This window comes from Cysteiniphilum sp. GTC20157 (assembly GCF_055396795.1).
The window spans coordinates 804881-830694 of record NZ_AP044698.1; the positions used below are offsets into that span (position 1 = coordinate 804881).

Below are 25814 nucleotides of genomic sequence, written 5' to 3' on the forward strand. Positions count from 1 at the left end.
TACTGAAAAACAGATCAAATGTCGAAGGATGTTTTGAGTTTTCAGTGAATGTTTTTACTTATGCTAGATTTTTATTAACTAATTCTGCAAGTTGGTAAGTAATCACATAATAAGCTTGCTCATCAGTAATATGAAACTGTTGATCTTGCGTATTAGCATTGATGTTTTGTGCAAGCATCATTGACAAGGTAACCATTAAACGTGCAAACATATTATCATCTTGCGCATTCTTGATGTTGTTATAATCTGCAGCTACTGGAATATTTGTTTGACCGTCTGTTGTTGTCGCTAATAGGAAGTTCAATGCACTTGTCGTATCGTTAAAACCAGATTTTTGTAATGCACTTTTCACCATATCCTGCAGCTGTTTAGGGATTAATTTGATTTCAATGGTTTTACCTAAAAACTTAAAGCTGTAGCTTAAGTTCAAGAAATCATTAATCGCGACATTGATATCGTTAGTTGCTTCAGATAATTGTTGAACTTTGGCGTTATTTTGTACATTTTGCAAGGCTGAAATAACCATGTCTTTATTGATGCCGTAAACCGCGTCAATTGCCATATCACGTGCTTTATAGTAAATATCAAAAGCACTCATTGGAATGCTATAACCTTGCTTGTTTAGTTTTACGTAAAAAGCTTTGGTTTCATCAATGCTTTTACCTTTTTGTAAGACATTAACACCATTGATCGTCAGGTAATTTAATAAATAATTAAACGCATAAGCTTCTTGCTCGCCTGACTCACCGTTTAAGAAAGTAACACGGTGATCCCAGGTTAACTGTAATTGCTTATGTGCCTCTGTTAAGTATTGATCCATGATATCTAGTTTAGGATATGCAGTAATAGTATCTTGAAGCGCATCATTAAATCCAACGAAAAAACTGGTGTATGCTTCATTCAAGTCTGTTGATTTTGTGAATGCTTGATATTGTGGTACAACGATTGAAACTAAATTGGCTGTGTTGACAACAGAGGCAATATAGTTTTTTGCTTTGGCATTTTGTACTAATTTCTTAAGCTGTTGAATGTTTTCAGTGCCTTCTTGGTCTGAAAAGCTGACATCGTTGACATGTGTTACGGCATTGGCAACATCATCAGATGTTACATTTGTTGCAGCAAAAGCGCTTGTTGATATGAATAAAGAGCTTGCGATTAGTAGGCTTAGTTTTTTCATTTTTTTCTCCGTGTGTTTGTGTTGCAGGAAGAAATTTACCGTTTTTTAATCAATCATGGAAATTAGTATTTCTAATAGGGATATTAGTTTTTTAAATAACTAGAACTTTTGCGCTAAAATCCTATGCGTATTTAGGCTTTGCTTGTGTATAATGGCGTTACCTTTTTCCAAGTAAAGTAGTCATGAAATTTAATAAAATCACTGCATGTACACTTGCAATTTTAAGTATCAGCACGTTGGCGGGGTGCTCGTCAACCAGTCATTTTTTCCGTAATCGTGATTTTGATTACGCGCGTCAACCCGTTGAACAAAACAAACCACTGGAAGTACCAAAGTCCGTCTCAACAGATCCTAATATCCATCCGGCATTGGTTATTCCAAAAGGGCAAACGAGCTTTACAAAGAATCAACTGTCTCAGGCACAAAATTCGATGTTACCACCTAATTTCACATCGAATTATGATGTGAGTGCAGTTGAGCAAAAGCAGCTTTATGTTGTGACAGCGAAATTAAATTATGATAAAGACAATCAAGCTAAATTAGTCATTTACGAACCACATGCGGTGACATGGATGATTGTAGAGTCTGCACTAAAAGATAAGCTGTCTAATGTGGCAATTGAAAAAACAGATAAAGAGAATGGCCGCTTTGTGATCAAAGACAAAGCTTCTGGTGAGTCTTATTATGTATTTATTGCGCACGTTAAAAATGAATTTAGACGCGCTGAGTTATCTTTATTCACAATGGATGAAAAGCCAGCCGTTAGTAAAGAAGCAACTAGCATCGTTGAGCAAATTCAAAAATCAATAGAAGGTCAAAAAGTCACAGAGGAAACTTTGGTTAAAGCCCAATTTGGCTTTATCAATAGTGAGAGTGGTTTGAAGTTCCAGCTTTATACTAAGGATAAGGTTGTCTCTATTGTATTTGTTGGTGGTGAAGTACTGACAAGAAAGACCTTGGAAAGCGCGTTAAAAGCAGCAGGCTATAAATACGTTGCTTATGATGCTAAAGAACAGACGATTCTATTTGAAGATAATAAAGATCAAAGCTACTTGCTATATCTGTACCCATACACACAAAACGGCTCGATCTTTAGTGATATGAGTAATTGGCGTAATTTCTTCAGAGAAGAGCAACAGCAGTTAAGAGTTTCATTGTTTGATACCAAACAAGTGTTGATTCCAGTGGATAAGGCAAAGCCAATTTTAGCGGCAATTGCATCGCACATCCCGCTTAAATAACACCTAAATAGCTAGAAAGTAAGAAGAGGATAATGAAAATGGTTAAAGAGTTGATATACCAAGGAAAGGCCAAGTCTGTTTACCAAAGTGATGATGCCGATCATGTTATTATTGAATATCGTGATGATGCCACAGCATTTAATGGTGTTAAAAAAGAAGCGTTAACAGACAAGGGGCGTGTTAATAATCTTTTTAATGCTTATATTATGCAAAAACTTGAACAAGAAGGGGTTAAAACGCACTTTGTCAAAACGTTAAACGATAATGAAAGTTTGATGAAGCGCCTTGAAATGATCCCTGTTGAATGTGTTGTGCGTAATTATGCAGCCGGTGGAATTTGCAAACGCTTAGGTCTGGAAAAAGGCATGAAATTTGAGAAGCCGGTGTTTGAATTCTTTTTAAAAGATGATGCATTGGGTGATCCAATGATTAATACATCACATATTTTAAGCTTTAATTGGGCAACTGCGTCAGAGATTAAGTTTATGCGTGAAGCTACTTTCAAAGTAAATGATATTTTATCTAACGTTTTTGATGATGCAGGTTTATTGCTAGTTGATTATAAGCTTGAGTTTGGACGATTTAAAAATGAGATCCTATTAGGGGATGAGTTCAGTCCAGATGGTTGTCGATTGTGGGATAAAGAAACAAAAGAGGTGTTTGATAAAGATCGTTTTCGTCAAGATCTAGGTGATGTGATTGGTCACTATAAAACGGTTGCTAAACGTATTGGGTTGATTTTATAAGCTCTGATTAATCGTCAAACTGTTTGTTTTCGCGCTCATAAGAAATTTCAACTAATTTATCATTAACAAATTTAAGTTTGGTTTTGTTTTCGATGGAAGCAGTTGCTTCAGGTGTTTTATAAAATAGCGTTGTATTATTATATTTCTTAGAGTTTCTAGTATAGCTAGCCTCACCACAGGTTTTAGTGATTTCGGCTTGACTTTGCCCCAAGGTTAACGCTGAACCATTACAGTTTAATTGAATATCAGGTGTGGATGCTTTGCTCTCTGTGGCAGCATGAACGCTAGTACTGGCAAAGAAAAAGCTTGTTGGAACAAACAATAAAAAAGCTAATTTTTTCATAAATATTCTCCTTAGTTCATTGAATAGCGCGGGGCACTTCTAAGCGTAGAATATCATTTTAATTCGTCAAGGTTTTTATTGTAGGGAAGTCCTAATACTGCACATTGCTGATATGCGTAATCAGCAATCATTTGACCAAAAAACTGTAGGCGCCATCCATTATTTAGTTTATTGGCTCCTATATGTTTAGGATTAATCAGCTTCTGATAAAGAAAATGTTTTAACTCTTGCTTTGATGAGATCAATGCCATTGGCAGTTGTTGTTTTTCAGCGGCCTCAGTGAGATGCTCAAAGCATAATTGTAATAGATCTTTATTAATCTTTATACGAGTGCGTTCGACAAGACTGCTCTCATAGTCAATATCGGTTGATTGTAGTACTTGGATGATTTGATCTCCAAAGCGCTGCACTTTCTTGTGCGATAGAATATGCCTATCAATAATAGTCTGTATATCAGGAGGACTGAATTTAGCTAAGTTGACAAGCTCTTGATCTGAAAGCACATAACGCGTCACCCAGTTTCTATTTTGTGCATAGGCTTCGCGCCAAATTGATAATTGGATTAAATGTGTGCGGGCAGATGCATTTAAGCGTGCAAGGTGATGCTTAAATTTTAAGGGCGCATCCTGTGTGTTATTGAAATGCGTCTTTTGAATAAACTGCATTTCTTCTGCAAACGCCTTCAACCATGGTGTTTGTTTAAGCTGATCTGTGAGCAGTTTTTGACATTGAATTAAGGAGGTGACATCGGATGTAGCATAGGCTATTTGCGCGTTGGATAAAGGGCGCTTACGCCAATCTGACATTTTTTCATCCTTATTTAAATCATCAAACCCTAAATGAGTTAGCGTGTTACTCAGTGATAATTGATGGTCATGACCTAGAAATGCCATGGCAACTTGTGTGTCGAATATGCCGTTAAACTCACAATGTAAGTAATGTCTCAAAATCTTGATGTCATTCTCAGCCGCATGCATGATTTTAAGTGTGTGTTTATTTGCAAATAACGGATTAAGTAGTTGCAAGTTAATGTCAGCTGATAAAGCATCGATCAAATAGATATGATCGGTTGTGGCAATTTGAATAAGGCATAATTCAGGATAATAGGTGTTACGCCAATAAAACTCAGTGTCTAGTGCTGCATATTCTAAATAAACAAAGACAAAATGTAGTATAATAAATCCTTATAAATGACTGACTATTAAAGCGACAATGGCAAAGGCTAAACAAGCAATTATTCTGACTGAAAAACAAAGACATATTCTGTCAAAACTGCATACATCAAATACGGGACAATATCGCTATAAACTAAGAGCCAAGATTATTCTTGACAGCGCAGATCATAGACGCACAAAAGATACACTTTCTGAGTTGAATATAGTAGCTAGCACGGTAGGCAAATGGCGTGATCGTTGGAATAATGCTTCAGAAAAACTTGCATGCCTTGAACGAGAAGAAATAAAAGGTATTGAGTATGAGCGAGCTATATGCGAAATACTTGATGATCTACCTAGAGAAGGAACACCTGCAAAGTTTAGCGCAGAGCAAATTTGTAAAATTATAAGCGTTGCTTGCGAAGCACCAGAAAAATCAGGGCTTCCTTTAAGTCATTGGAGTTTACCAAGTTTGGCTGCAGAGTTAGTTAAACGACAAATAGTGGACAGCATTTCAATTTCCCAACTACATGTTTTTTTAAAATCAGGCAGATATAAAGCCCCATAAGGTAAAACAGTGGATACACACACCCATTGAGGATCAAGCCACATTTGATCATGAAGTAGCGCAAGTGTGCAACACCTATCAAAAAGCATATGATGAAAAGGACAATGACATGCTTCAAGTGGTCAGTTGTGATGAGAAAACAGGGATACAGGCATTGGAGCGTCAAATCACTCCAATGAATCTGGATCATTGTGAACGCGTTGATAACAGCTATGAACGCCATGGCACACAATGTTTAATTGCAAATTTTGATATTGCTTCAGGTAAAATAATTGCTCCAACCATAGGTGATACCAGAACGGAAGAAGATTTCAAGAATCATGTCGAGCAAACAGTGCAAACGAAGCCTAAGGCTAATTGGGTTTTCGTTGTTGATCAATTAAATACGCACATGTCTGAAGCGTTGGTTTTGCTAGTGCTTAATTTGTGTGGTATTACTGGGGTGGATATTGGTGAAAAAGGCAAACATGGCGTGTTGAAAAACATGCAAACACGTAAAGCGTTTCTTGAAGATAGTTCACATCGTATTCGGTTTGTATATACACCGAAACATGCTTCATGGCTTAATCAAGTTGAGATATGGTTTAGCATTTTGGTTAAGCGATTACTTAAACGTTTATCTACGAAGTCAACAGTTGAGCTTAAAGATAAAATAACGGCATTTATTGGGTACTTTAATGATGTATTGGCTAAGCCATTTAAATGGACATATAAGGGGAGAGTTCTACAGGCGACATAATATTTACTTATTTAAAGGATGAGGTACTAGTGCAATCATTGGTTCTGCCATAAGTAGTGGCATAATGTGTTGTAAATCATTACTATTTGTAATCATTGAGGGTGACTGTCATCTCACAAATGCTTTATCTTACAAACAAAAGGCAGAAATACAAGTAAAATAAGCTCAAATTGCTACAGCAACATTGGGAATTTTGCGCTATACTATGGTCAAAGTCTCACAAGTGAGTATGCGTATTAATCAATGTCGGCTTTAAGCTTTTGACTTAAAACGTTTAAGCTAAAGCACAAAGTAGATAGGCGTATTTCCTTAAGAGGTGACCTAAAACATGGGAGCAAGGTAATGATAAGAGTGCTTTTGGTTGATGATCATGATTTGGTAAGATTAGGGATTAAGAAGCTGCTCAGTGATGTCCATAATATTGAGATTGTCGGTGAAGCAGCCAGTGGTGAGGAGGCAATTACGTTAACTTCTAAACTGTTACCGGATGTCATTTTGATGGATGTTAAAATGCCTGGTATGGGCGGTTTGGAGGCAACAAAACGTATTGCCAAGACCTATCCGCAGATTAAAATTTTGGTTGTGACTGTTTATGGTGAAGAACCTTATCCAACACGCGTATTACAAGCAGGTGCTTCTGGGTATATGACTAAAGGGGTTAGCATCGATGAGATGATTCAAGCGATCAAAACAGTGTATGCTGGGAGACGTTATTTATCACCTGAAGTTGCGCAACAACTTGCTTTAAAACATTTAAGTCATGATGATGAATCACCATTTGATGTGTTATCAGAGCGGGAAATGCAAGTCTTAATCATGATCACAAGTGGTCAAAAAGTCAATGAAGTAGCAGATCAGCTATGCTTGAGTCCAAAGACGGTCAACAGTTATCGCTATCGCTTATTTGAGAAGCTAGATATTGATAGTGATGTTGAATTAACGCATCTGGCAATTAGGCATAAGTTGATTGACCTTGAGAGTAACAAAGAATAATCCCTTTTAATTTCCCCTTATCTATCCTTATATGTTTCATCCAGATAATTCTGAAAATGCTAATCAAGTATTTGATCTAGATTCCTTTTTAAAACATTTAACAACGCATCCTGGTGTTTATCGTATGTATGATAAAGTGCATACGATCTTATATATTGGCAAAGCCAAAAATCTCTATAAACGTGTTAATAGTTACTTTAAAAAAGGTGCTAAAGACATCAAAACACAGACTTTGGTTGAGCAAGTAGCGTTTATTGATGTCACGGTGACGCCAAGTGACTATGATGCTTTTTTATTAGAAAGTGCGCTTATTAAAAAGCACAAGCCTAAATATAATATTCTATTTAAAGATGATAAAAGTTACCCCTATCTGCATCTAAGTGATCATCTATTTCCAAGATTGTCTGGTTTTCGTGGCAAGCCGCGCAAGGCAGGGCAGTTTTTTGGACCTTTTGTCTCATTATCATCAATGAAAGAAACATTGGTCTTACTGCAAAAGCTTTTTCCCATTAGGCAATGTGAAGATAGTTATTTTAACCATCGCTCACGTCCTTGCTTGCAGTATCAGATTAAGCGTTGTAGTGGTCCTTGTGTTGATAAAATCAGTATTGAAGACTATAAAATGCAAGTTGATCTTCTGGCAAAATTTATGCGTGGCAAGCTTACCTCGGTGTTAGAAGAAATCTCACAAAAAATGCAAGATGCCGCCAATGACGAAGACTTTGAGCTTGCCGCGCAGTTACGTGATCAATTAGCGCTACTGACCAAGCTGCAACAGCAGCAATTTTTGGATAAATTGAATAATAAACGTTTGCATGTGCTGGGTATTTTACAAGAAGCTGATAAGGTTTGTATTACATTGGTCAATATTGAGCAAGGTAAAGTAGCAGATGATAAACATTGGTTTATTAGTCAAAATGGCAGCACGTTGACGGATATTTTAGAGGCTTTCTTATCACATTACTATTTGGCAGAACCACGAACAATTTGGCCTGAAGAGGTTATTTTGCCCAAGGAGATCAATATATCAGAGTCGCTACTTATAAGTATTGCACAAAAGGCTGAACGACATATTAAGTGGATCACAGAAGCGATAGCTGATAATGCCAAATGGCAGAAACTTGCTTTAATCAACGCGCGCCAAAAATTACAGATGAATTTGCAATCTAGGCAGCATTTTGTCAAACGTTTTGAAGCTTTGGCAAAGTGGCTTGATACCCCAGAGATTAAACGCATTGAATGCTTTGATATTAGCCACCATCAAGGTGAAGCGACAACTGCTTCATGTGTTGTCTTTGATCAAAATGGCGCGCTTAAATCCGCACATCGACGTTATAATATTGAGGGTATTACCCCTGGAGATGATTATGCGGCGATTGCGCAAGCGGTCACAAGACGCATTGAATCAGGGATGGAAGCAAATAATCTGCCGGATGTTATGATTATCGATGGTGGCAAGGGGCAGATCAAAAAGGCTGAAGACATATTGTTGCAATATAATCAGCAGCATAATATTAAACTATTGAGCCTTGGCAAGGGTATTGAGCGAATCAGTGGTAAAGAGGATATTTTTCAAGGTTTTAATGATGAAGTGTATCATTTGCCAGAGCATGATTTAGCCTTTTTGTTGTTAAGACAAATTCGTGATGCAGCACATGATTTTGCCATCAAAGCGCAGCGCAAAAAACTAGCAAAACGCCAAACTGAATCCGTACTTGAATCGATTGAAGGTGTTGGTAGTAAACGCAGACAAGCACTATTACGTCATTTTGGTGGTTGGCAAGAGCTATCACGTGCATCCATTGATGAAATTGCAAAGGTCAAAGGCATTAGCGCTAAACTTGCGGATCATATATGGCATGCGTTTCGTTAATAGGTATAATTACTTTTTGAATAACTCAGCATGCGAACCAGTCCGAGCAAGCCTTAAAAGTTTAACATTTCCATCATGCACTTTATAAATCAACAACCAATCAGGCGTAATATGACACTCTCTGTAGCCTCGCCAGTTGCCAACTAACTCATGATCACGAAACTTTTTAGCTAGTGGCGTTTCATGTTGTAATGAGGTGATCACAGCATTAAGCTTGCTTTTATCTCTGCCTTGTTTAATTATCTTTTTTAGGTCTTTTTTGAATTGCGTTGATAGTTCAAGTTTAAGCACCTGTTATATCACTCCATACGTCATCCATAGAGTTATAGTGATGTCCTTTACCTGATTCAAGTTCATTGAGTGCGTTAAGTGTTGTGGTGTTTGGAATTTTAACCTCAAAGGGTAACCCTTTATGCAGGCATATCTGTGTATAGAAAAGCCGAATAGCTTCAGCTGTGGATAAGCCAACACCATGTAGTATGGTTTCTGCTTGATGTTTAAGTGTTGGTTCTATGCGTGCATTAATTGTTGCTGCTTTATTCATTGGTCCACCTAAATGTTTGAATGTTGTGTGTCATTGTAAGACACATGTTTTACATTGTACAGATTGAATTTGAAAATTTGTTATTAGTCAGTCGAATTAAAAACTGAATGTTTTTATGCTTTGATATACTCATCGGCCTTTGCTAGCCACCGTTCTATAATTGGCTCAATAGTTTGAGGGTGGTTTTTTATAAGGGCATCGGCAATGGTAGTAACTTCATCAAATAGATTTTGATGTTGACTTAAATCCGCTACCTTAAATTGAATATCACCGGTTTGGTTTTTGCCAAAGATATCCCCTGAGCCCCTAAGTTTCAAATCCTCCTCAGCAATGATAAAGCCATCCTGAGTTTGGCGCATAAGCTCTAAACGCTTTTTGGCAGTGAGTGATAAAGGGGGCTGATAAAGTAAAATACAATTACTTTCTTTGTGTCCGCGTCCAACGCGACCACGCAATTGATGCAGTTGTGATAAGCCTAAGCGCTCAGCATTATCGATAATCATAATATTGGCATTGGGCACATCAACACCGACTTCAATCACAGTGGTTGCAACCAATATATCTAATTCATGCGCTTTAAACTGCTGCATAATAAGTGTCTTTTCTTGTGCTTTCATCTTACCGTGAATAAGACCAATGCGTGCGCTTGGTAGCATTTCTTTGATCGTTTCAAAGAGTGATTCAGCGTCTTGCAATGTCACTAACACTTCGGATGATTCAATTAAAGGGCACACCCAATAGGCTTGTCCATTGGCATTGATATGTGCTTCAAGTTTATTGATTAGCACTTGCTTTTTATTTTGATTTAACACACTGGTTGTGATTGGTTTGCGATTAGGGGGTAACTCATCAATGATTGATAGATCAAGATCACCATATACGGTCATTGCCAATGTCCGTGGAATAGGGGTTGCTGTCATCACAATTTGATGGGGCTGCCAATTGTTACTTCTTGATTTATCAATTAATGCCAGACGTTGTTCAACGCCAAAACGATGTTGCTCATCAATAATCACTAATCCAAGATTGGGATAATCAATGCTTTGCTGAAATACTGCATGCGTGCCAACAATAATGCAATTATGCTGTGTCTGTATTATCTCAAGTGTGTTCTTACGTTCTTTTGCAGTCAATTTTTGGGCAATAAAAACAACAGGAATATCAAAAGCACTAAGCCAGCTACTTAGGTTTTGATAATGTTGCTCTGCCAAAATCTCTGTGGGAGCCATCATCACTGATTGTAAATTATTAGCAGCAGCTTGAATTAAGCTTGCAGCGGCAACAACGGTTTTACCTGAACCGACATCACCTTGAATAAGGCGAGAGCATGGTTTGGGTTTGGTCAAATCAGCAAAAATCTCAGCAATAACACGCTCTTGGGCTTTGGTTGGGACAAATGGCAATTGATTAATAAACCTATCAAGTAATTTAGGCTTGATCTTTATCTTTGCAAATGGTGTCGATTGATTGGTTAAGCGTACCTTTTTAGCATTAAGATTATGTGCTAGCATTTCCTCAATCGCTAAGCGATAACGTGCGTGTGTGACGCGCTTAATCGACTGCTCAAAGTTATTGTTTTGTGGGAAATGAATCTCCATTAAAGCGTTATTAATATCCATAAAGCCACGGGCTTGCAAGATCTCAGTAGGCAGCAGTTCTTTAAAAGATATCGATGATCTAATTTGACTTATCAGTTTATGAATAACTGTCGAGCTTATACCTTCAATTGTTGGATAAATGGCAGTGATTTCGCCAGTTAATGCTTCATTTGTATCATTGATAATTTGCCATTCAGGATGGATGACTTCAATGCCGTGATGGGTATGATTGATCTCACCAAAGCAGCGAATAATTTTACCCTTTTGCAGTAGCTTAGTTTGATTGGGATAAAACTTAAATAAATGCATTTTGCACATGCCGCTGTCATCAGAGAAATAGCAGTTGAGATGCTTCTTGCCAAAGCCGTTGATATTTACTTGGCGAATAACGCCAGATATTTGCTGTTTTTGTCCTGAGATGGTACGTCCAATCGGTGTGATGGTGCGTCGATCTTGATAATCTTTGGGCAAATGAAGTAATAGATCCCATAGCGTATGGATGTTGGCTTTATTAAGCTTTGCTAATGTTGATTGTCCAATGCCTTTTAAGCTTGCCAGATCTATACTCATGCACTTACCTAAAGAACGAACCGAGTTTATTATTTAAGGCATTTGTGAGGGCTTTTTCAATAATAGGTTGTAAGTTTTTTTGCAGTTGAGTTTGATTAATGGCAGCACTAAATTGCTTGTCTTGATAGTTTAGGCTGTATGGGATAGTCAAGCTTGGGGTGCCTTTGATATGAATAGAAAGTGGATAGTTTAAGTCATGTGTGCTTAAGTTGATTTGGCCATAGCCTGTGACCGTAAATTCGGGGGCTTGCCACTTAATAGCCGTCGTCTTAAGTTGCTTATTATTAACAGTGCTTTGAATGCTAAGTTGTTTTAATTGCGTGCTTTTTTTTGGATCAGCAATGAGTTTGTCTTTAGCAAGAAGCGGTAGTAGCTGAGATTTCAATGTTTGAAAGGCGCTACCAATACCGTCACCTTGATCAACAGCACTTAATAGATTGTGCGTTGAAGAAGCAATGGCATTAAGATTAATACCAGTAAGATTAGCACTTTGGGCATTAACATTAATGTCTGCTTTTGCTGCTGAGTCATTTCGTGAGACAGTAAAATTAAGTGCAAATGAATTTAAATCTAATTTGAAACCGTTAAGGTTCATTATTTGTGCTACTGCAAGATAGGGTGCTGTAAATTGTCCTTTAAACGAAAGCTTAGGTTTGAGTATGATTTGGCTAATATTACCCATTAGTAGCTGATCATTGATTTTCAGGCGAATATGATCAATATTGTTGAGCATATTATTATTGTTTAGATAAATACTGGGCACTTTAAGGCAAGCGGGTAATCTATTAAGCGTGGTTTGTATGCTTAAATCGGTAATTTCAGTGCTGTTAGGGTGTGGGGTTAGCGTTAATTGAATATTTAACTGCTTGATATCGTTCGTTAACTCCGTGCTCACGCTATAGCGTTGATGTTTTTCGATAATATTCAAAAGGGGGGCTTTAAACTGTTGGTGTGCAGCCCTAATCTCACCGTTTTGTAGTGTCAAAGATTCAAAAGGATTGCTCGGATGAATGAAAAAGTCTAGCGGATTAATCTTGATCGTTGCGTTTTGCCAGTGACTATTAAATGTGCCATTTTGCGCATTAATGGTGACTTCTTTGGCATTAAGTTGCATTGATTTTAGCGAGAAATCCAGTGGTCCATTAAGTATAATGTGGATATTGGGGTCATTATTTATTTTGTTATTAATCCAGTTTTTATAGTCATTGGGATTGAAAATAAATATCAACCAGATCAATATTAATATAATTAACAGCGTAATAAGAGCGGCAATACTAAGTAAGAGTTTTTTAATCACACATATTCCTTCGTAAAAGATGTCAAAATTAACGCAGAAAAACCATAATTCTATTTGGCTTCATGCATAATGTTTCTTATTATGTTGGGAATTATTTTAACGAATATTTACATAGCGCCAAGCGGATTATGACAAAAAGATTTATAAAACTATTTACATTACTTATTCCTATGACCTTATTAGTAGGTTGTGGGCAAATGGGACCTTTATATTTGCCTACGGCAGACACTGCTAATGCGGCAAAGTCTACTGAAGCCTCTAGTGCAGCAAAAACAAACGCAACAGCAGCAGATTCTACAGATACTAGTAGTAATGATAAGGCATCTAACAAAGCAGTTGATAAAACAGATGACAGGGATAAAAATAAGCAAAGTGATCAAGACAATACAACGTTATCATCGAGTAATGACCAAGCGGAGGCTGATGATGTACAAACTAAGCAAGATATAGAAGGCGCAGAGAATCAGCAAGATCAGCAGAGTTCAGATGGTCTGCAAAATTAAAGCGAATAAAAGGTAAAGAAAATAAAAAATAACTGGAGTGAACAATGACAAAAAAGCTAACTTCTTTAGCTGTATTGATAGGGGCGCTTAACGTAACAGCAGTTTATGCAATGAACTCTGATGATGCACAGACCATGGCGCAAAAATATCGAGCATTAGCACAAAGCTATGAAGATTTAGCCAAACATTATCAGGCAATTGCTGATGCGGGTAGTCCTAAAGCTAATCCAAGTGATAAAGCACAAAGCGCAAAAACAAGTGCAGTTACACAAAAAATGGATAGCTCCGTTGCGGATGCCAAAGTCCCAGTCGCCAGTGACGCAGTACTTAGTTCGTGGGGTGACGCATTGCAAAAGCAGAAAAAATCAGCAGTTCAGTCAAAGCAGGCATCTGAATCAAGTGCCGATACTACGGCAACATCGCAGACGAAATCTACGTCGTCACTTAATAGTTTAAATCTGCCAGAAGGTATTGCCAATGATGATGCCCTGTCGCAGAAAAAACCAAATATAGCGGTAGCAGATCCTTGGAAGGGAACGAGCTTTGGTTTAGGTGGCAGCATTGTCACAGGTAACTCTGCGGCAACGAATTATAATGCCAATGCCAATATTAGCTACAGCCCAATTATTCCATGGCAAAATACATTGGTGATGAGTTACTTATATAATCGTGATGATATGCCCGATGGTAAAGGAGTTAAAACCAATAAGTTTCAAGCAACAGGTAAAACTTCATGGAATTTTGATAAGAATAATGGTGTTTATGCACGGGTCAATTACTTGAATGACCAACTTGATACGTATACTTATATTTTATCAGAGTCAGTAGGTTATCAGCGTCAATTATATAGTAATAATACCATGAGCTTAATTGCGACGGTTGGTCCAAGTTTAACGCAGCAAAAAGTCAAAGATACTGGTGAGTTTTCCAACGCACTTGGTGCGCAGGGTGGACTTGATTATGTCTGGAACTTTACCGATAGCTCGAGCTTCAAACAAAGCTTCTTAGTAAACTGGACAGCTGATGATGCAACAACCTATGAAAGTAATAGCACATTATCTACAGAAATATACAAAAATTTGATTTTACAATTAGGCTTTAAGGTCAATGGTAGTAGCTGGGCAAGTACTAATAAAAAACGCGTTAATACGACAACATCAACAACGATTGCATATTCTTTTTAATTGTATTCACATTGCAAACCATTGGTTATGACCATTTTCTTGCCCACTTCGACTGTGTGAGCGCTGGCTGAGCGTAAGTCGAAGCCTTTATTGAAGCTCAACTTATCTTTGCATTACTAATTTGTGCATTGTCATTAGTTGAGGAAGATGATGATTGTGCTTCAGGTGCATTACTAGATGGCTCATTATATTTATCAAGTGTAATACTTTGCATTTGCACAATAATATTACTTGCCACTTGCGATTGTAGGCTGTTGTAAATTTGTTGCTGTTGTGAGTTATTGCTTAGCTGTTGTGTTGCATTTGTTGTATAAGTTTGTTGTGCAGAGTTGTTTTGATTTTTGAGGATAACTTGGTTTTTGTTATTTAAAATATCATATGTCACGGTATAACTCATGATGTAGTCATTTGAAGATGCGCCACCGGTGATCCCCACTAAGCGACTACTTTGTGCAGCAGATTTAATGTGAATAATAATATTGGCTTCTTTGGCGGAAGTAACAATATCAGCACCTGTTGAGGTGACAATGGAGCTTAATGCGTTAATAAAGCCAAATTCACTGCCGTTATAGCTTATATATACTTTTTGCATAAACTTAGGCATGCCTTCATTCCAGCCGCGTAAGTGAAAGCCGCAGCCGTAAAGCATACTGACAAAGAGCGCAGTGATAAGCAGTTTTATATTGAGTTGATTTAAACGTGGGTAGCGCATATTAAACTAAGCTCCAATAACAATATTCATGAGTTTTTTAGGTACATAAATCGCTTTTTTAATTTCCTTGCCCTCCAGAAATTTACTCACGACGTCATCGGCAATAACCATCGCTTCAATCTCCTTGGCAGTAAGTGTGCTTGAGACATCCATCTTGGCACGCAGTTTACCATTGACTTGTACTACGAGCGTGAAGTTGTCACTGACAAGTGCTTGGTTATCAATTTGCGGGAAGCCTGCATTTAAAATGTCATCGCCAAAGTGAAGCTCTGACCACAAAGCTTGTGCAATGTGTGGAGTAAATGGCGCTAATAAACGCAGCAAAATGCTCACACCTTCAGTAATAACGGTGCTATCTGAGGCGTTTTGTAAGCTATTAAAGATCTTCATGCACGCTGAAACAACCGTATTAAACTGCATTTTATCGAAGTCAAATAAAGCTTGTTTTAATACGCTATAGATTTCAAAACGCACTTTTTTATCATCGTTACTTAAGCTATCAAGGCTTAATGTGCTTTGTGGGTTAATCTTGTCATGGTTGTTATGAATATAGCTCCATATTTTCTTTAAGAATCTGTGTGCGCCTTCCACACCTGAATCAGACCACTCAAGTGATTGCTCAGGAGGAGCGGCAAACATACTAAATAAACGCACGGTGTCAGCGCCATATTGCTCAATCAAAGTTTGTGGGTCAACCGTGTTGCCTTTTGACTTGGACATTTTGGCACCGTCTTTAAGTACCATGCCTTGTGTTAATAGGTTGGTAAATGGCTCGCTGCTTGTTACAAGACCGGCGTCACGCATCAATTTGTGGAAAAAACGGGCATATAATAAGTGCATGATCGCATGCTCAATGCCGCCAATGTATTGATCTACTGGCAACCAGTAGTTGGCTTCATCATCGAGCATTTTATCAGCAGTTGGGCAAGTGTAGCGTGCGTAATACCATGAAGACTCCATAAAAGTATCAAAGGTATCTGTCTCGCGTGTTGCTTTACTGCCACATTGCGGGCAGGTTGTTTGGTAGAACTCAGGCATGATCTTAAGAGGAGAGGTGGCACCGGTTAATGTGACATCTTGAGGTAGTTTGACAGGTAAGTTTTCTTCTTTTTCAGGAACAATGCCGCAATGATCACAATGAATCATGGGAATAGGGCAGCCCCAGTAACGTTGGCGCGATACACCCCAATCGCGAATTCTAAAGTTGGTGGTGATCTCGCCTGTGTTATTGCTAATTAAATGCTCAGCAATTTTGTTGAAAGCCATCTTGAAATCAAGACCATCAAATGGACCTGAGTTAATCAAAGTGCCTTTTTCAGTAATCGCACCTTTACTAAGATCTGTATTGCCTTCAGTAGTCTCAATGACTTGTTTTAATGGAATGTTATACTTATGGGCAAATTCCCAGTCACGTTCATCGTGTGCCGGAACTGACATCACAGCACCTGTGCCATAGCTCATTAAGACAAAGTTAGCAATCCACACTTCAACTTTGTCACCTGTAATGGGATGTGTCGCATAAAAAGGCGTTTTAATGCCAAGCTTTTCTTGGGTAGCAAGGTCAGCTTCCATGGTTGACGTCTGTTGACATTGTTTAATAAACTCAGCAATCTCAGCATTATCTTTAGCTGCTTGTAATGCCAGTGGATGCTCTGCAGCAATTGCCAAATAGGTAACACCCATTAACGTATCAGGACGTGTGGTAAAAACATCAAGTTTTGTGCCATTGACATCAAAGGTTACCGTTGTACCTTCAGATTTTCCAATCCAATTGTTTTGCATGATTTTAACGGCATCGGGCCAACCTTTTAGTTTGTCTAGATCTTGCAAAAGTTCATCGGCATAGTCAGTGATTTTAACAAACCATTGTGGAATCTCTTTTTTCTCAACAAGTGCGCCTGAGCGCCAACCGCGACCATCAACGACCTGTTCATTGGCAAGAACGGTTTGATCCACGGGATCCCAGTTTACTACTGAATTTTTGCTATAGACTAAGCCTTTGTTGTAAAGCTCGATAAAAAACCATTGCTCCCACTTGTAATAACTATCATCACATGTTGCAAGCTCGCGATCCCAGTCATAGCCAAAACCTAAAGATTGTAATTGCTTTTTCATATAAGCGATATTGCTATATGTCCAATCAGCGGGTGCTTTTTGATGTTTGATCGCCGCATTTTCAGCGGGCAAACCAAAGGCATCCCAACCCATTGGTTGCAATACATTTTTACCAAGCATACGTTGATAGCGACTAACGACATCACCAAGGGTATAATTACGAACGTGTCCCATATGTAATGTGCCGCTAGGGTAAGGCAGCATTGACAGGCTATAAAACTTTTCTTTGCTGGTATCTTTAACAGCTTTAAAAGATTGATTATTTTGCCAGAAGGCTTGGATGTGTTTTTCTAATTGGGTGAAATCATAAGTTTGTTGCATTCTATTATCCAATTTTATGTTCTAAGTAGCGGGTAAAAGTATTTACTAAATTGCCAGTATGTTAGCGAAATTTTTAAGAAACGACTAGTGTCAATAGTGTTTATCTTGCGTTACTGTTATTAATGCTTTAACTTTTATGGCGCGGAGTCTAACTATTAATGTTTGCATTACTAAGGTTTAAGGCTAAAATATGGATATAGTCATTATAGGTGGTCATTTTTTATGAGTAAGCAGATTTCTAAATCAAATTTTAAAACACATGCTTTAGAGTGTTTCCGTACAATAGAAAAAACGGGACAGCCATTTATTATCACAAATCATGGTAAGCCATCATTAATGGTCTCATTAATAAAAAAGAAAGTGCCTTTGGATGTATTGAAAGACTCAGTAATGAAATTTGAGGATCCAACTAAACCGGTGGCAGATAATGATTGGGATCTGGCATAAATGGATATTGTCTTGGATACGCATATTTTAGTTTGGTGGGTTGACGGTAACGATAAGCTAAGCACTAAAGCAGTAAAGGTTATTAATAAGGCTCAGCAAGAGAAAAGTCGAATTCTATTATCGTCGATTACAGCATGGGAAATTTGTATGCTAATTAACAAAGGGAGGTTGAGTCTACGTATTGATATTAGAAAATGGCTTGAAACAGTGCAGATGATAGATTGTGTTGAGTTTGTCCCCGTTACCAATGAGATAGCAATGACTTCGACATCTTTACCAAATTTTGATTATCATAAGGATCCTGCTGATCGTATGATTATTGCAACTGCAAGTATTTATGGCGCAACATTAATAACAGCGGATGAAACAATACGTAGTTATGAGCACGTCAGAACGCTCTTTTAAAATAAACAACTTAAGGAAACAAGATGAAAGGAAAATATATAGCATTATTAGCTTCAATGTCTGTAACTGCCAGTATCGGGCTATCACAAGCAGTCACTGATCAAGCTTCAGTGAAGTCGTATAATGATCAAACAATTGCTACAATGCATAAAGCACAAAATCTGTATTCGCCCATTGGCTATTGGTTGCAGTATACCGATGATGGCAAACAAGCACAGTCAATTTTACAAGTTTACAAAGGTAAAGATGGCAAACTTGAGGGTAAGATTATTGTGCCTTTTGTAAACATTGTTGATGATAAAAAACAAGTGCCTGACGTATCCTGTAAAAAGTGTGGTAAGGGTGACGAAAATGGTTATAAGTTTGACTATTCAAGCTATCCAAACAATCAAGTGCAAGGCTTGAAAATGATGTGGAGTTTTAACAAGGATGGTGACAAGGATGGAACAGATGGCGCGTTATATGAAGATGGTTCAATCTTGGATCCATCCAGTGGCAAAGTCTATAGTTGCAAGATTCAAACACAAGAAAATGGCAAGAAACTTTATGTGCGTGGTTATGTCGGTTTCTCATTATTTGGACGTACACAATATTGGTACCGTATTGATCAAAAAGATGCATTGCAATGTGCTAAGGTCTGTGGCTTAACCAAGGATGGACATTATGCTTATGCCGATAAAACAGGAAAAATTACCAATGAGAAGTTGTGGCAACAATGTTCAATGATTACTTTGAAAGCCAATGGATTGTGTGATTTTAGGGCTTAGCTGTAAAGTTAATAAACAAAAAGTAAAATATATATGTTTGCACAATAAATACAATTTGAAAGTAAGGTTTTTTTTCAATAGAATCTCGGTTGAATTTTGGATTCTAAGGACTATGGAGTGAATACAATGAATATGAAACAAAAGTTAAAAACCAAATCAATTTATATGCTACCGGCATTGCTATCTGTTGGCTTATTAGCCGGCTGTGCAAGCTCTGGCAATAATGTTAGCTATGTAGATCCGCAGGGTGTCGATACGACATCGATTAATTTCAACTCAACAGACTTGCAAACGACAACGCAAAAAATGGTTGGGGGCATGTTAGCCTCTCCTGCCATTGCGCGCATTACCGCAGGCGGCAAGCAACCGGTTGTATTCTTTAGTACGATTAAAAACGAAACAGCTGAGCATATTAATACAGGTATGCTAGCGAATACGGTTTCGACTGAGATTATCAATAGTGGTAAGTTTCAATTCACCGATATGTCGCAAGTCAAACACATGAAAGAGCAGATGGATTATCAATCTCAATCTGGTATGGTGGATCAAGCAACAGCAACGAAGATGGGACAGCAAATTGGTGCACAATATATGATTTATGGCAGCATTGCCGATATGCAGTCGATGAATAGTGATCAGCAATCTTTATTCTATTTAATTACGTTAAAAATGATTGATCTTAAAACCGGCATTATTACATGGCAAGATCAAAAACAAATTCGCAAAGTACAAAAGCGTAGCTCTTTTGGGTGGTAGTCTATTAATAAATATTGATTAGATGTTTTTTGGGCTCTCGGATCAAGCTAGGGAGTGATCATGAGTTGTCATATTTGGATGTGATCTAAATATCTAGTATTGCCAATAACTATTGTTTAGGTGCTGCATTTTCTAAAATAAATAACTGGAGTTACGCACTTTGGGAAAAACTATGATTTTATAAACACCCTGTCAGCCTACGGCTGCCACCCCTCTTGCAAAGAGGGGAATTAGGCAAAGGTGATTTTATTCCCCTCTTTACAAGAGGGGTGCCGAGCTTGTGAGGCGGGGTGTTGTAATAGAAAAAGTGCGTAACTCCAGTAAATAAGGACTTTTATGAAACTAAAAACAATTGCGGCTACTTTGTTTATGGTGGCAGGTGTTAATGTACATGCCGCACAGCAAAATCAAACGACTGCCGATTTAGCTGCAAGTGGCGTGAAAACACAGCAAAAGGCGGAAACAATCCCCATTGAAGGTACAATAAATCAAGTGGTCGCTAAAGATACACCTATTTCAGTGAGGGCTGATCAAGATGATCGTACTGCTCAAGAAGTTATTATGGATAAGGTGGGCGCCTATATTGCTAGTAATGGGTTGAACTTTAATAATGAAGATACGCGAGTGTACTCTGCTTACGCTAAAGTGGCTAAAAGTGATAATGATAATAACACAATGAATGCAACAACTTTACAGCTTGCATTTCAAGAGGCGATGTTAAAAGCGCAAGCTGAACTGGTAAACAGTGTGGTTAGTAAAAACTTAACCAAAATAGTATTTGAGAACCATCAAAATGACAGCTTGAATAAATATGACATTGACAATGATCAATTGCCCGGAGGTGGTGATGGTTTTTGGAACACGATGAGCTCCTTGTATCATAAGTATATTGCGATAAAAAGTAACGATTTAGATAAAGAGTTGGCAAAACAAGGTGTTGACGCTGAGAAAATTGCTCAAGATCCGATGCTTAAAAAACAAGTGGCATTTCAAAAGATGTTGATTGAAGCCTATAAAAATGCCTATCTGGAAGTTGCGGGCTTGTTGCCGTTGAAAACATTTGTCGTAAGTAAAGACAATCAGCAATATGTCGCAGTTATTGCGTTGTATTCTGAGAAAATAAGGGCTTTGGTGGCGGATGTTAAATCAGGAAAAGAGTCATCAGTGCATTATCAAAAAGGTTTGAATATCAATGAGGTGGTCAATAAATCAGCCAATGTGTTGAAAAATGATTTTGGAATTCGTGTTGTATTTGATGAGCGTGGTGAGCCAGTTATTTTGTCGTATGCGCAATTTGGTTATCAACGTCGGGGCTCAGCCAACTCTTTGGATATCGCAGTGGCACAAGCGCGTGCTGTTGCTGAAGCAAATTATGCTAATTTTTTAAACTCCTCAATGACCACCAGTCAGTTGACAAAATTAGGTAGAGAAAGTGCGGAATATGTATTTAGAAATCTAACCACGGGTAAAGAAAACATTAAATCAACAAATAATCTAATTAATATGCTTGATAGTGAAATTAAAAACACAGCAAGCACGTCATTATCCGGTGTTCAAGTAGCAAAAACATGGCGTTATACACAAAAAGGCAACAATGATGCTGTCTATGGTGTTGTGCTTGCGTGGTCGCCCACAAGTATGCATTTGGCGCAGAGTGTTAAAGATTTTAATGTGAATACATATAATCAAGCACAGCAAAAACACAATACTGATAAAACAAATGTGGCAAATAAACAAAATAGACAAAGCAATAAAGCGATTGTGAGTGAGAGTGAAGACAACCCTTATTTACATCAGTTTTAAGTGAGAATGGATAATGATTAAAAAAACGATATTAGCACTTTCATTGCTTCCTGCTGTGTTATTTGCACAAGTGACGGAAGTGTCAAAAAATGTCACAGGCGTTGGTAAAACTTATGACAAGGCTTTAAAAAGCGCATTAGTTCAAGCGGTATCACAAGTTAATGGCGTTGATGTGTCATCAATTGAGCAGTCGATTAATAAAACTTTTGATGCGAATATTAATGCCAAAAGCAGTGATTATGGTGATGTGAAGGCAGATGTTAAGCTATCAAAAAGCTATGAATCAAGCATCAAAACCGCAACCAAAGGCTTAATCAATGGCTATGACGTGATTGATAGCAAAGAAGTTGATGGCGTATGGCAATTAACGGTTGTTGTCAAAATGAGTGAATATCAAAGTGTTGATGAGCGTGAGAAACTGAAGCTTTACTCCATTGCTTTGACACCTTTTCATTTTATGCCTGGGTCAATTAATGGCTTAATTGGTTTAGAGCAAGTAAAACCAATGATTCAAGAGGCATTGCAAAACCAGTTTGTCCAGTCACGCAAGTTTAATGTGGTTAGTCGCAGTGCTGAAGATTTTGGGGCATATAAAGATGAAATGGCAGTACTGGAATCAGGGCATGCAAAACCTGCTGAAAAAGCGCGTATCAAGCAGTTGATTGGTGCTGATTTTATGGTGGTTGGTGATATTGCAAGCTTTGATTTTTATCAAACTAAAAAATCATTTTATGGCGAGGAATTTAAAACTTGGCATGTGGGTGTTGTGATCAATTATCGCGTGATTGAGACGGCAACAATGGCAATCAAATGGTCGGATAGTGTTAAAGTTTACTTGCCATCATCGGATGTTGCAAAAGAAATAAATTCAGAAAACACGGCGGTAAATTCGATCGCACAGTCTTTGTTTGACAAAGCAGGGCAGAAGATCGCTAATCAAGTGATTGGGCTAATTTATCCACTAACGATATTAACCGTTCACGGTGATGAGGTTTATCTTAATCAAGGTGGTGATCGCGTACAGGTTGGTCAAAAGTTTGAAGTGCGTGCTAAAGCAGATACGGTCATTGATCCAAGCACAGGCGAGCATATTCCAATACAAGGTAAAAAGCTTGCTGAGCTCGAAGTGACGAGTGTGACGCCAAAATATGCAATAGCAAGAGTGCTCTCAGGTCAGGCTGATACGGTTGTTAGAGGTTTACAGGTTTATCCTACAAAGTAGTGGTTTGGATTAAAGACAATGGAAAAAACAATTAAAAATAGCGCATTAAGTCTATTGTGTGTTAGTGCGTTGATGTTATCAGGATGTGCGACTTTTTCAGCGTCCTACCCAAATAAAATGAAGCAAGTAAAGGCAGATGCTGCAAGTGGTAATATACCCGAAGCACAAAAGGCATTTGTTGAAGCGTTTGGTGACAAACCTACAACTGATAACTTATATTTATTAGAGCAAGCGCGTTTAGCGCAACTAAATGGTAATGTTGCCGAGTCTAAGAAAGATTATCAAGCAGTGATCCAAACAGTAGCAACCAGTAAAATGGCAGCGAAAATTCAAGTATCTAAAGTGCTTGAGAATATGGGGGCAGTACTTACCAATGATCGTGAGTTGCCATTTTCAACACCTGATTATGCAATGACATTCTTATACCCATACCAGGCACTTAATTATTTATCTGAAAATGACCTAAGTGGCGCGCTTGTGGCGATTCGTCAATTGACTAATGCACAATATTGGACGTATCAACAAAAATTGATGGCAGGAGATTTGCAAAGTAAATACCAAAAAGATACGCATAAAGTAGGTATTAATGGAGATAAATTAGGACTTAATAAGTCAACCGAAATTAATCAGATGTTTAATGCAGTGAAAGACGCCAGTAACGCCTATGAAAATGGCTTTGGCTATTACTTGGCAAGTATCCTATATGAAGCATTTGACAATAATTACAATAATGCTTTTGTCTCGATTAAAGATGCTAAACGTCTATTGCCAGATAATCCATACGTAGTGCAAACATACAAAGAAATGGAGCGTGGGTTTAGTGGTGGCAGTGCGTATGAAAATAATAAAGGTCGTCTGGTTGTGCTTTATGAGCAAGGTTTTGTCACTCCAAGAGAGGCGTTTAAACTGCCGCTGTTTTTAGGCAAACTTGGTTTACAAGAGGTGGCTGTGGCGTATTACCCTTCAAAATACACCTTGTTGCCAGCAAAAGACTTATATATCACACAAGATAAGAAAATCATCGATAAAGGTCAGACATCACTGCTGGTGAATACCACGCAAATGGCAATGAAGTCATTGACTGAAGAATATCCTGCGATTATTACCCGTGAAGTGATTCGCTTGGTCGTAAAATCATTAGCAACGTATGAAGCGAGTAACCAAGCCGGTGGCTGGGGTTTGTTGGCAGGATCGATTTACAGCTTTATGACCGCGCAAGCCGATGAGCGTAGTTGGTTGCTACTGCCTAATAATATTCAACTATTTGAGCAGCAGTATAAGCCAGGAAAGTATACGTTAGACATTGCATTAAAAGAGACACCGATTGATATTAAGTCGAATAAAACCACCTTGCTATGGATTGTAAATATGGGTGATTTCACGAAAGTATATCATTTTATTATTTAAGATTTAGAAGGGGATAACGTGCATTCTAATCATTCTGATACCGTAAATAACACCGTCAAAAAGCTCACGGCATTGGGGCTATTTATTTGGAGTATTTGTGCGCTTTTTTATGGCTTTGAATATTTTGTGCGTTCATCAACCAATGCCTTGGCATTGTCATTACGTGAAGACTATGGTTTTGACTCATCAACCATTGCTATCTTAGGTTCGGCATTTTACCTATCTTATGTGATCTCACAAATCCCAGCAGGACTATTAGTAGATCGCTTTGGTGTTAAGCGTATCATGGTTTGTAGTACTTTTTTGTTTACTATGGCAATGTTTATGTTCTCATTAAGTCATAACCCCATCGTGATGATCTTGGCACGCGTCATCGCGGGCTTTGCTGGTGGGTTTGGCATTCTGTGTGCGTTAAAATCATTGTCATTATGGTTGCCAGATCGATTGTTTTCAATGTTTGTAGGCTTCACTCAGTTTAGCTGTTATGCCGGTGGTGCGCTATCTGCATTGCCTTTGGTTTTATTTTTGGATCATTACACGGTTTCACAAGTGTTTTTTGTGGTCGCAATAATCAGTTTGGTATTGTTTTTGGTGAGTGCGCTTTTTATGCGTAAACATCCATCAATGGATAAAAAGCGTCATTTAATTCATCAGGAGACGGTTTGGCAGCAGATTTTAGCACTAGGTAAAATGGTTAAAAATCGCCAACTTTTGTTAAACGGACTGTATTTTTTCACCATCTATGGCACTACTGTTGTTTTTGCTGATTTATGGGGAATTAGCTACTTAAGCAGTGTTCATCATATCACTGAAGCGCAAGCGGCATTTGCTTGCAGTTTAATTTTTATTTCGGTTGCTATTTCAAGTCCAATCTGGGGGACATTAGCGACAATTATAAATAAAGACAAAGTTTTCTTAATATGGGCGCCAATTATTGGATTTGTCGTTGTGCTATTGCTTATTTACGTAGATTTAAATGTATATCTCATCTACTTACTATGCTTTTTATTTGGTGCGATGCAAAGTGCGCATGTGCTTAATTTTTCGATGATCAAAGGGCATGTTGAGAATAAACAACTTGGTGTTGGTATTGCTTTTATTAATTTGTTCTTACCATTAAGTGGTGCAATATTGCAGCCATTGTCTGGTTTCTTGTTACAGTTTTTTAAAAGTACGCATGGGCTGAATCAAGCGTATCAATATATGATGATTTTAATTCCTGTTTTAATGTTACTGTCTTTTGTGATTGCACTTTTTTTCAAAGAGGTTAGAACAAAAGATATTACTTTGTGATTGTGTTTTAATCAAAGGTCACAAGCTTTTCCGCTA

At 37.9% G+C, this 25814-nt stretch carries 25 protein-coding genes; 16 read left to right on the plus strand and 9 right to left on the minus strand.

What is annotated here, in order from left to right; all coding sequences use genetic code 11:
* Positions 1–58 precede the first annotated feature (58 nt).
* Positions 59–1177 (minus strand): hypothetical protein, encoded by a 1119-nt coding sequence (locus ACZ5V8_RS03720; protein ID WP_464218398.1) that lies wholly within the window; start codon positions 1175–1177, stop codon positions 59–61.
* A gap of 182 nt (positions 1178–1359) precedes the next feature.
* On the opposite strand from ACZ5V8_RS03720, the gene ACZ5V8_RS03725 reads away from it, so the two are divergent.
* Positions 1360–2418: a hypothetical protein gene (locus tag ACZ5V8_RS03725; protein ID WP_464218399.1), complete on the plus strand. Its 1059-nt coding sequence runs from the start codon at positions 1360–1362 to the stop codon at positions 2416–2418.
* 32 nt (positions 2419–2450) lie between these two features.
* Positions 2451–3164, plus strand: coding sequence for a phosphoribosylaminoimidazolesuccinocarboxamide synthase (gene purC / locus ACZ5V8_RS03730; RefSeq protein WP_440615237.1), 714 nt, complete (start codon positions 2451–2453; stop codon positions 3162–3164).
* A 7-nt stretch (positions 3165–3171) separates the two neighbouring features.
* Here the strand turns inward: purC and ACZ5V8_RS03735 are convergent, their stop codons facing one another.
* Positions 3172–3507, minus strand: a complete 336-nt coding sequence (locus ACZ5V8_RS03735) for a hypothetical protein (RefSeq protein ID WP_440615236.1) — start codon at positions 3505–3507, stop codon at positions 3172–3174.
* 53 nt (positions 3508–3560) lie between these two features.
* Entirely contained in the window at positions 3561–4685 is a 1125-nt protein-coding gene (locus ACZ5V8_RS03740) for a ribonuclease D (RefSeq protein WP_464218711.1), read from the minus strand.
* A gap of 34 nt (positions 4686–4719) precedes the next feature.
* On the opposite strand from ACZ5V8_RS03740, the gene ACZ5V8_RS03745 reads away from it, so the two are divergent.
* From ACZ5V8_RS03745 to uvrC, 4 genes are all read left to right on the plus strand, one after another.
* The gene (locus tag ACZ5V8_RS03745) at positions 4720–5229 is read left to right on the plus strand and encodes a helix-turn-helix domain-containing protein (RefSeq protein WP_464217022.1); all 510 of its coding nucleotides are present in this window, start codon (positions 4720–4722) and stop codon (positions 5227–5229) included.
* A 64-nt stretch (positions 5230–5293) separates the two neighbouring features.
* Positions 5294–5968, plus strand: coding sequence for a transposase (locus ACZ5V8_RS03750; protein ID WP_464217023.1), 675 nt, complete (start codon positions 5294–5296; stop codon positions 5966–5968).
* A 342-nt stretch (positions 5969–6310) separates the two neighbouring features.
* On the plus strand, positions 6311–6961 hold the full coding sequence (gene uvrY / locus ACZ5V8_RS03755) for a UvrY/SirA/GacA family response regulator transcription factor (RefSeq protein WP_440615234.1): 651 nt from the start codon (positions 6311–6313) through the stop codon (positions 6959–6961).
* Positions 6962–6992: 31 nt separating this feature from the next.
* Positions 6993–8834 carry an excinuclease ABC subunit UvrC gene (uvrC, locus tag ACZ5V8_RS03760; protein ID WP_464218400.1) on the plus strand — a complete coding sequence of 614 codons (1842 nt, stop codon included), beginning with the start codon at positions 6993–6995 and terminating at the stop codon, positions 8832–8834.
* Between the two features lie 9 nt (positions 8835–8843).
* On the opposite strand, the gene ACZ5V8_RS03765 is transcribed toward uvrC, so the two are convergent.
* From ACZ5V8_RS03765 to ACZ5V8_RS03780, 4 genes are all read right to left on the minus strand, one after another.
* Positions 8844–9125 (minus strand): type II toxin-antitoxin system YafQ family toxin, encoded by a 282-nt coding sequence (locus ACZ5V8_RS03765; protein ID WP_440615232.1) that lies wholly within the window; start codon positions 9123–9125, stop codon positions 8844–8846.
* Positions 9118–9378 carry a type II toxin-antitoxin system RelB/DinJ family antitoxin gene (locus tag ACZ5V8_RS03770; RefSeq protein WP_464218401.1) on the minus strand — a complete coding sequence of 87 codons (261 nt, stop codon included), beginning with the start codon at positions 9376–9378 and terminating at the stop codon, positions 9118–9120. The genes ACZ5V8_RS03765 and ACZ5V8_RS03770 overlap by 8 nt, the downstream gene beginning before the upstream one ends.
* Positions 9379–9491: 113 nt before the next feature.
* A complete protein-coding gene (gene recG, locus ACZ5V8_RS03775; protein WP_464218402.1) occupies positions 9492–11546 on the minus strand; it encodes an ATP-dependent DNA helicase RecG in 2055 nt (684 codons plus the stop codon).
* 4 nt (positions 11547–11550) lie between these two features.
* Complete coding sequence (locus ACZ5V8_RS03780) at positions 11551–12843, minus strand: hypothetical protein (RefSeq protein ID WP_464218403.1); 1293 nt, start codon at positions 12841–12843, stop codon at positions 11551–11553.
* A gap of 128 nt (positions 12844–12971) precedes the next feature.
* On the opposite strand from ACZ5V8_RS03780, the gene lptM reads away from it, so the two are divergent.
* Both lptM and ACZ5V8_RS03790 read left to right on the plus strand, forming a co-directional pair.
* Positions 12972–13346: an LPS translocon maturation chaperone LptM gene (gene lptM / locus ACZ5V8_RS03785; protein WP_440615228.1), complete on the plus strand. Its 375-nt coding sequence runs from the start codon at positions 12972–12974 to the stop codon at positions 13344–13346.
* A 44-nt stretch (positions 13347–13390) separates the two neighbouring features.
* Positions 13391–14530 (plus strand): DUF481 domain-containing protein, encoded by a 1140-nt coding sequence (locus ACZ5V8_RS03790; protein ID WP_464218404.1) that lies wholly within the window; start codon positions 13391–13393, stop codon positions 14528–14530.
* A 97-nt stretch (positions 14531–14627) separates the two neighbouring features.
* Here the strand turns inward: ACZ5V8_RS03790 and ACZ5V8_RS03795 are convergent, their stop codons facing one another.
* Both ACZ5V8_RS03795 and leuS read right to left on the minus strand, forming a co-directional pair.
* Positions 14628–15242: an LPS-assembly lipoprotein LptE gene (locus ACZ5V8_RS03795; protein ID WP_464218405.1), complete on the minus strand. Its 615-nt coding sequence runs from the start codon at positions 15240–15242 to the stop codon at positions 14628–14630.
* Positions 15243–15248: 6 nt separating this feature from the next.
* Positions 15249–17678 (minus strand): leucine--tRNA ligase, encoded by a 2430-nt coding sequence (leuS, locus tag ACZ5V8_RS03800; RefSeq protein ID WP_464218406.1) that lies wholly within the window; start codon positions 17676–17678, stop codon positions 15249–15251.
* A 222-nt stretch (positions 17679–17900) separates the two neighbouring features.
* Between leuS and ACZ5V8_RS03805 the strand changes: the two genes are divergently transcribed.
* From ACZ5V8_RS03805 to ACZ5V8_RS03840, 8 genes are all read left to right on the plus strand, one after another.
* Positions 17901–18125, plus strand: a complete 225-nt coding sequence (locus ACZ5V8_RS03805) for a hypothetical protein (RefSeq protein WP_440615224.1) — start codon at positions 17901–17903, stop codon at positions 18123–18125.
* Entirely contained in the window at positions 18126–18530 is a 405-nt protein-coding gene (locus ACZ5V8_RS03810) for a type II toxin-antitoxin system VapC family toxin (protein WP_440615223.1), read from the plus strand.
* Positions 18531–18553: 23 nt separating this feature from the next.
* On the plus strand, positions 18554–19297 hold the full coding sequence (locus ACZ5V8_RS03815) for a DUF2147 domain-containing protein (protein ID WP_464218407.1): 744 nt from the start codon (positions 18554–18556) through the stop codon (positions 19295–19297).
* 126 nt (positions 19298–19423) lie between these two features.
* Positions 19424–20053 carry a penicillin-binding protein activator LpoB gene (gene lpoB, locus ACZ5V8_RS03820; protein ID WP_440615221.1) on the plus strand — a complete coding sequence of 210 codons (630 nt, stop codon included), beginning with the start codon at positions 19424–19426 and terminating at the stop codon, positions 20051–20053.
* A gap of 336 nt (positions 20054–20389) precedes the next feature.
* Complete coding sequence (locus tag ACZ5V8_RS03825) at positions 20390–21856, plus strand: DUF6844 domain-containing protein (protein ID WP_464218408.1); 1467 nt, start codon at positions 20390–20392, stop codon at positions 21854–21856.
* Between the two features lie 13 nt (positions 21857–21869).
* A complete protein-coding gene (locus ACZ5V8_RS03830) occupies positions 21870–23078 on the plus strand; it encodes a CsgG/HfaB family protein (RefSeq protein WP_464218409.1) in 1209 nt (402 codons plus the stop codon).
* 18 nt (positions 23079–23096) lie between these two features.
* On the plus strand, positions 23097–24485 hold the full coding sequence (locus ACZ5V8_RS03835; RefSeq protein ID WP_464218410.1) for a COG3014 family protein: 1389 nt from the start codon (positions 23097–23099) through the stop codon (positions 24483–24485).
* 18 nt (positions 24486–24503) lie between these two features.
* Complete coding sequence (locus ACZ5V8_RS03840) at positions 24504–25778, plus strand: MFS transporter (protein WP_464218411.1); 1275 nt, start codon at positions 24504–24506, stop codon at positions 25776–25778.
* Positions 25779–25814 lie beyond the last annotated feature (36 nt).

What these genes read in the sequence shown, in the direction of transcription:
- lptM (WP_440615228.1), top strand. Translation starts at nt 12,972, where the DNA reads ATGACAAAAAGATTTATAAAACTATTTACATTACTTATTCCTATGACC.
- purC (WP_440615237.1), top strand. Translation starts at nt 2,451, where the DNA reads ATGAAAATGGTTAAAGAGTTGATATACCAAGGAAAGGCCAAGTCTGTT.
- uvrY (WP_440615234.1), top strand. Translation starts at nt 6,311, where the DNA reads ATGATAAGAGTGCTTTTGGTTGATGATCATGATTTGGTAAGATTAGGG.
- ACZ5V8_RS03805 (WP_440615224.1), top strand. Translation starts at nt 17,901, where the DNA reads ATGAGTAAGCAGATTTCTAAATCAAATTTTAAAACACATGCTTTAGAG.
- ACZ5V8_RS03770 (WP_464218401.1), bottom strand. Translation starts at nt 9,378, where the DNA reads ATGAATAAAGCAGCAACAATTAATGCACGCATAGAACCAACACTTAAA.
- ACZ5V8_RS03745 (WP_464217022.1), top strand. Translation starts at nt 4,720, where the DNA reads ATGGCAAAGGCTAAACAAGCAATTATTCTGACTGAAAAACAAAGACAT.
- ACZ5V8_RS03810 (WP_440615223.1), top strand. Translation starts at nt 18,126, where the DNA reads ATGGATATTGTCTTGGATACGCATATTTTAGTTTGGTGGGTTGACGGT.
- ACZ5V8_RS03725 (WP_464218399.1), top strand. Translation starts at nt 1,360, where the DNA reads ATGAAATTTAATAAAATCACTGCATGTACACTTGCAATTTTAAGTATC.
- ACZ5V8_RS03720 (WP_464218398.1), bottom strand. Translation starts at nt 1,177, where the DNA reads ATGAAAAAACTAAGCCTACTAATCGCAAGCTCTTTATTCATATCAACA.
- ACZ5V8_RS03735 (WP_440615236.1), bottom strand. Translation starts at nt 3,507, where the DNA reads ATGAAAAAATTAGCTTTTTTATTGTTTGTTCCAACAAGCTTTTTCTTT.
- recG (WP_464218402.1), bottom strand. Translation starts at nt 11,546, where the DNA reads ATGAGTATAGATCTGGCAAGCTTAAAAGGCATTGGACAATCAACATTA.
- ACZ5V8_RS03825 (WP_464218408.1), top strand. Translation starts at nt 20,390, where the DNA reads ATGAAACTAAAAACAATTGCGGCTACTTTGTTTATGGTGGCAGGTGTT.
- ACZ5V8_RS03830 (WP_464218409.1), top strand. Translation starts at nt 21,870, where the DNA reads ATGATTAAAAAAACGATATTAGCACTTTCATTGCTTCCTGCTGTGTTA.
- lpoB (WP_440615221.1), top strand. Translation starts at nt 19,424, where the DNA reads ATGAATATGAAACAAAAGTTAAAAACCAAATCAATTTATATGCTACCG.
- ACZ5V8_RS03790 (WP_464218404.1), top strand. Translation starts at nt 13,391, where the DNA reads ATGACAAAAAAGCTAACTTCTTTAGCTGTATTGATAGGGGCGCTTAAC.
- ACZ5V8_RS03815 (WP_464218407.1), top strand. Translation starts at nt 18,554, where the DNA reads ATGAAAGGAAAATATATAGCATTATTAGCTTCAATGTCTGTAACTGCC.
- ACZ5V8_RS03795 (WP_464218405.1), bottom strand. Translation starts at nt 15,242, where the DNA reads ATGCGCTACCCACGTTTAAATCAACTCAATATAAAACTGCTTATCACT.
- leuS (WP_464218406.1), bottom strand. Translation starts at nt 17,678, where the DNA reads ATGCAACAAACTTATGATTTCACCCAATTAGAAAAACACATCCAAGCC.
- ACZ5V8_RS03835 (WP_464218410.1), top strand. Translation starts at nt 23,097, where the DNA reads ATGGAAAAAACAATTAAAAATAGCGCATTAAGTCTATTGTGTGTTAGT.
- uvrC (WP_464218400.1), top strand. Translation starts at nt 6,993, where the DNA reads ATGTTTCATCCAGATAATTCTGAAAATGCTAATCAAGTATTTGATCTA.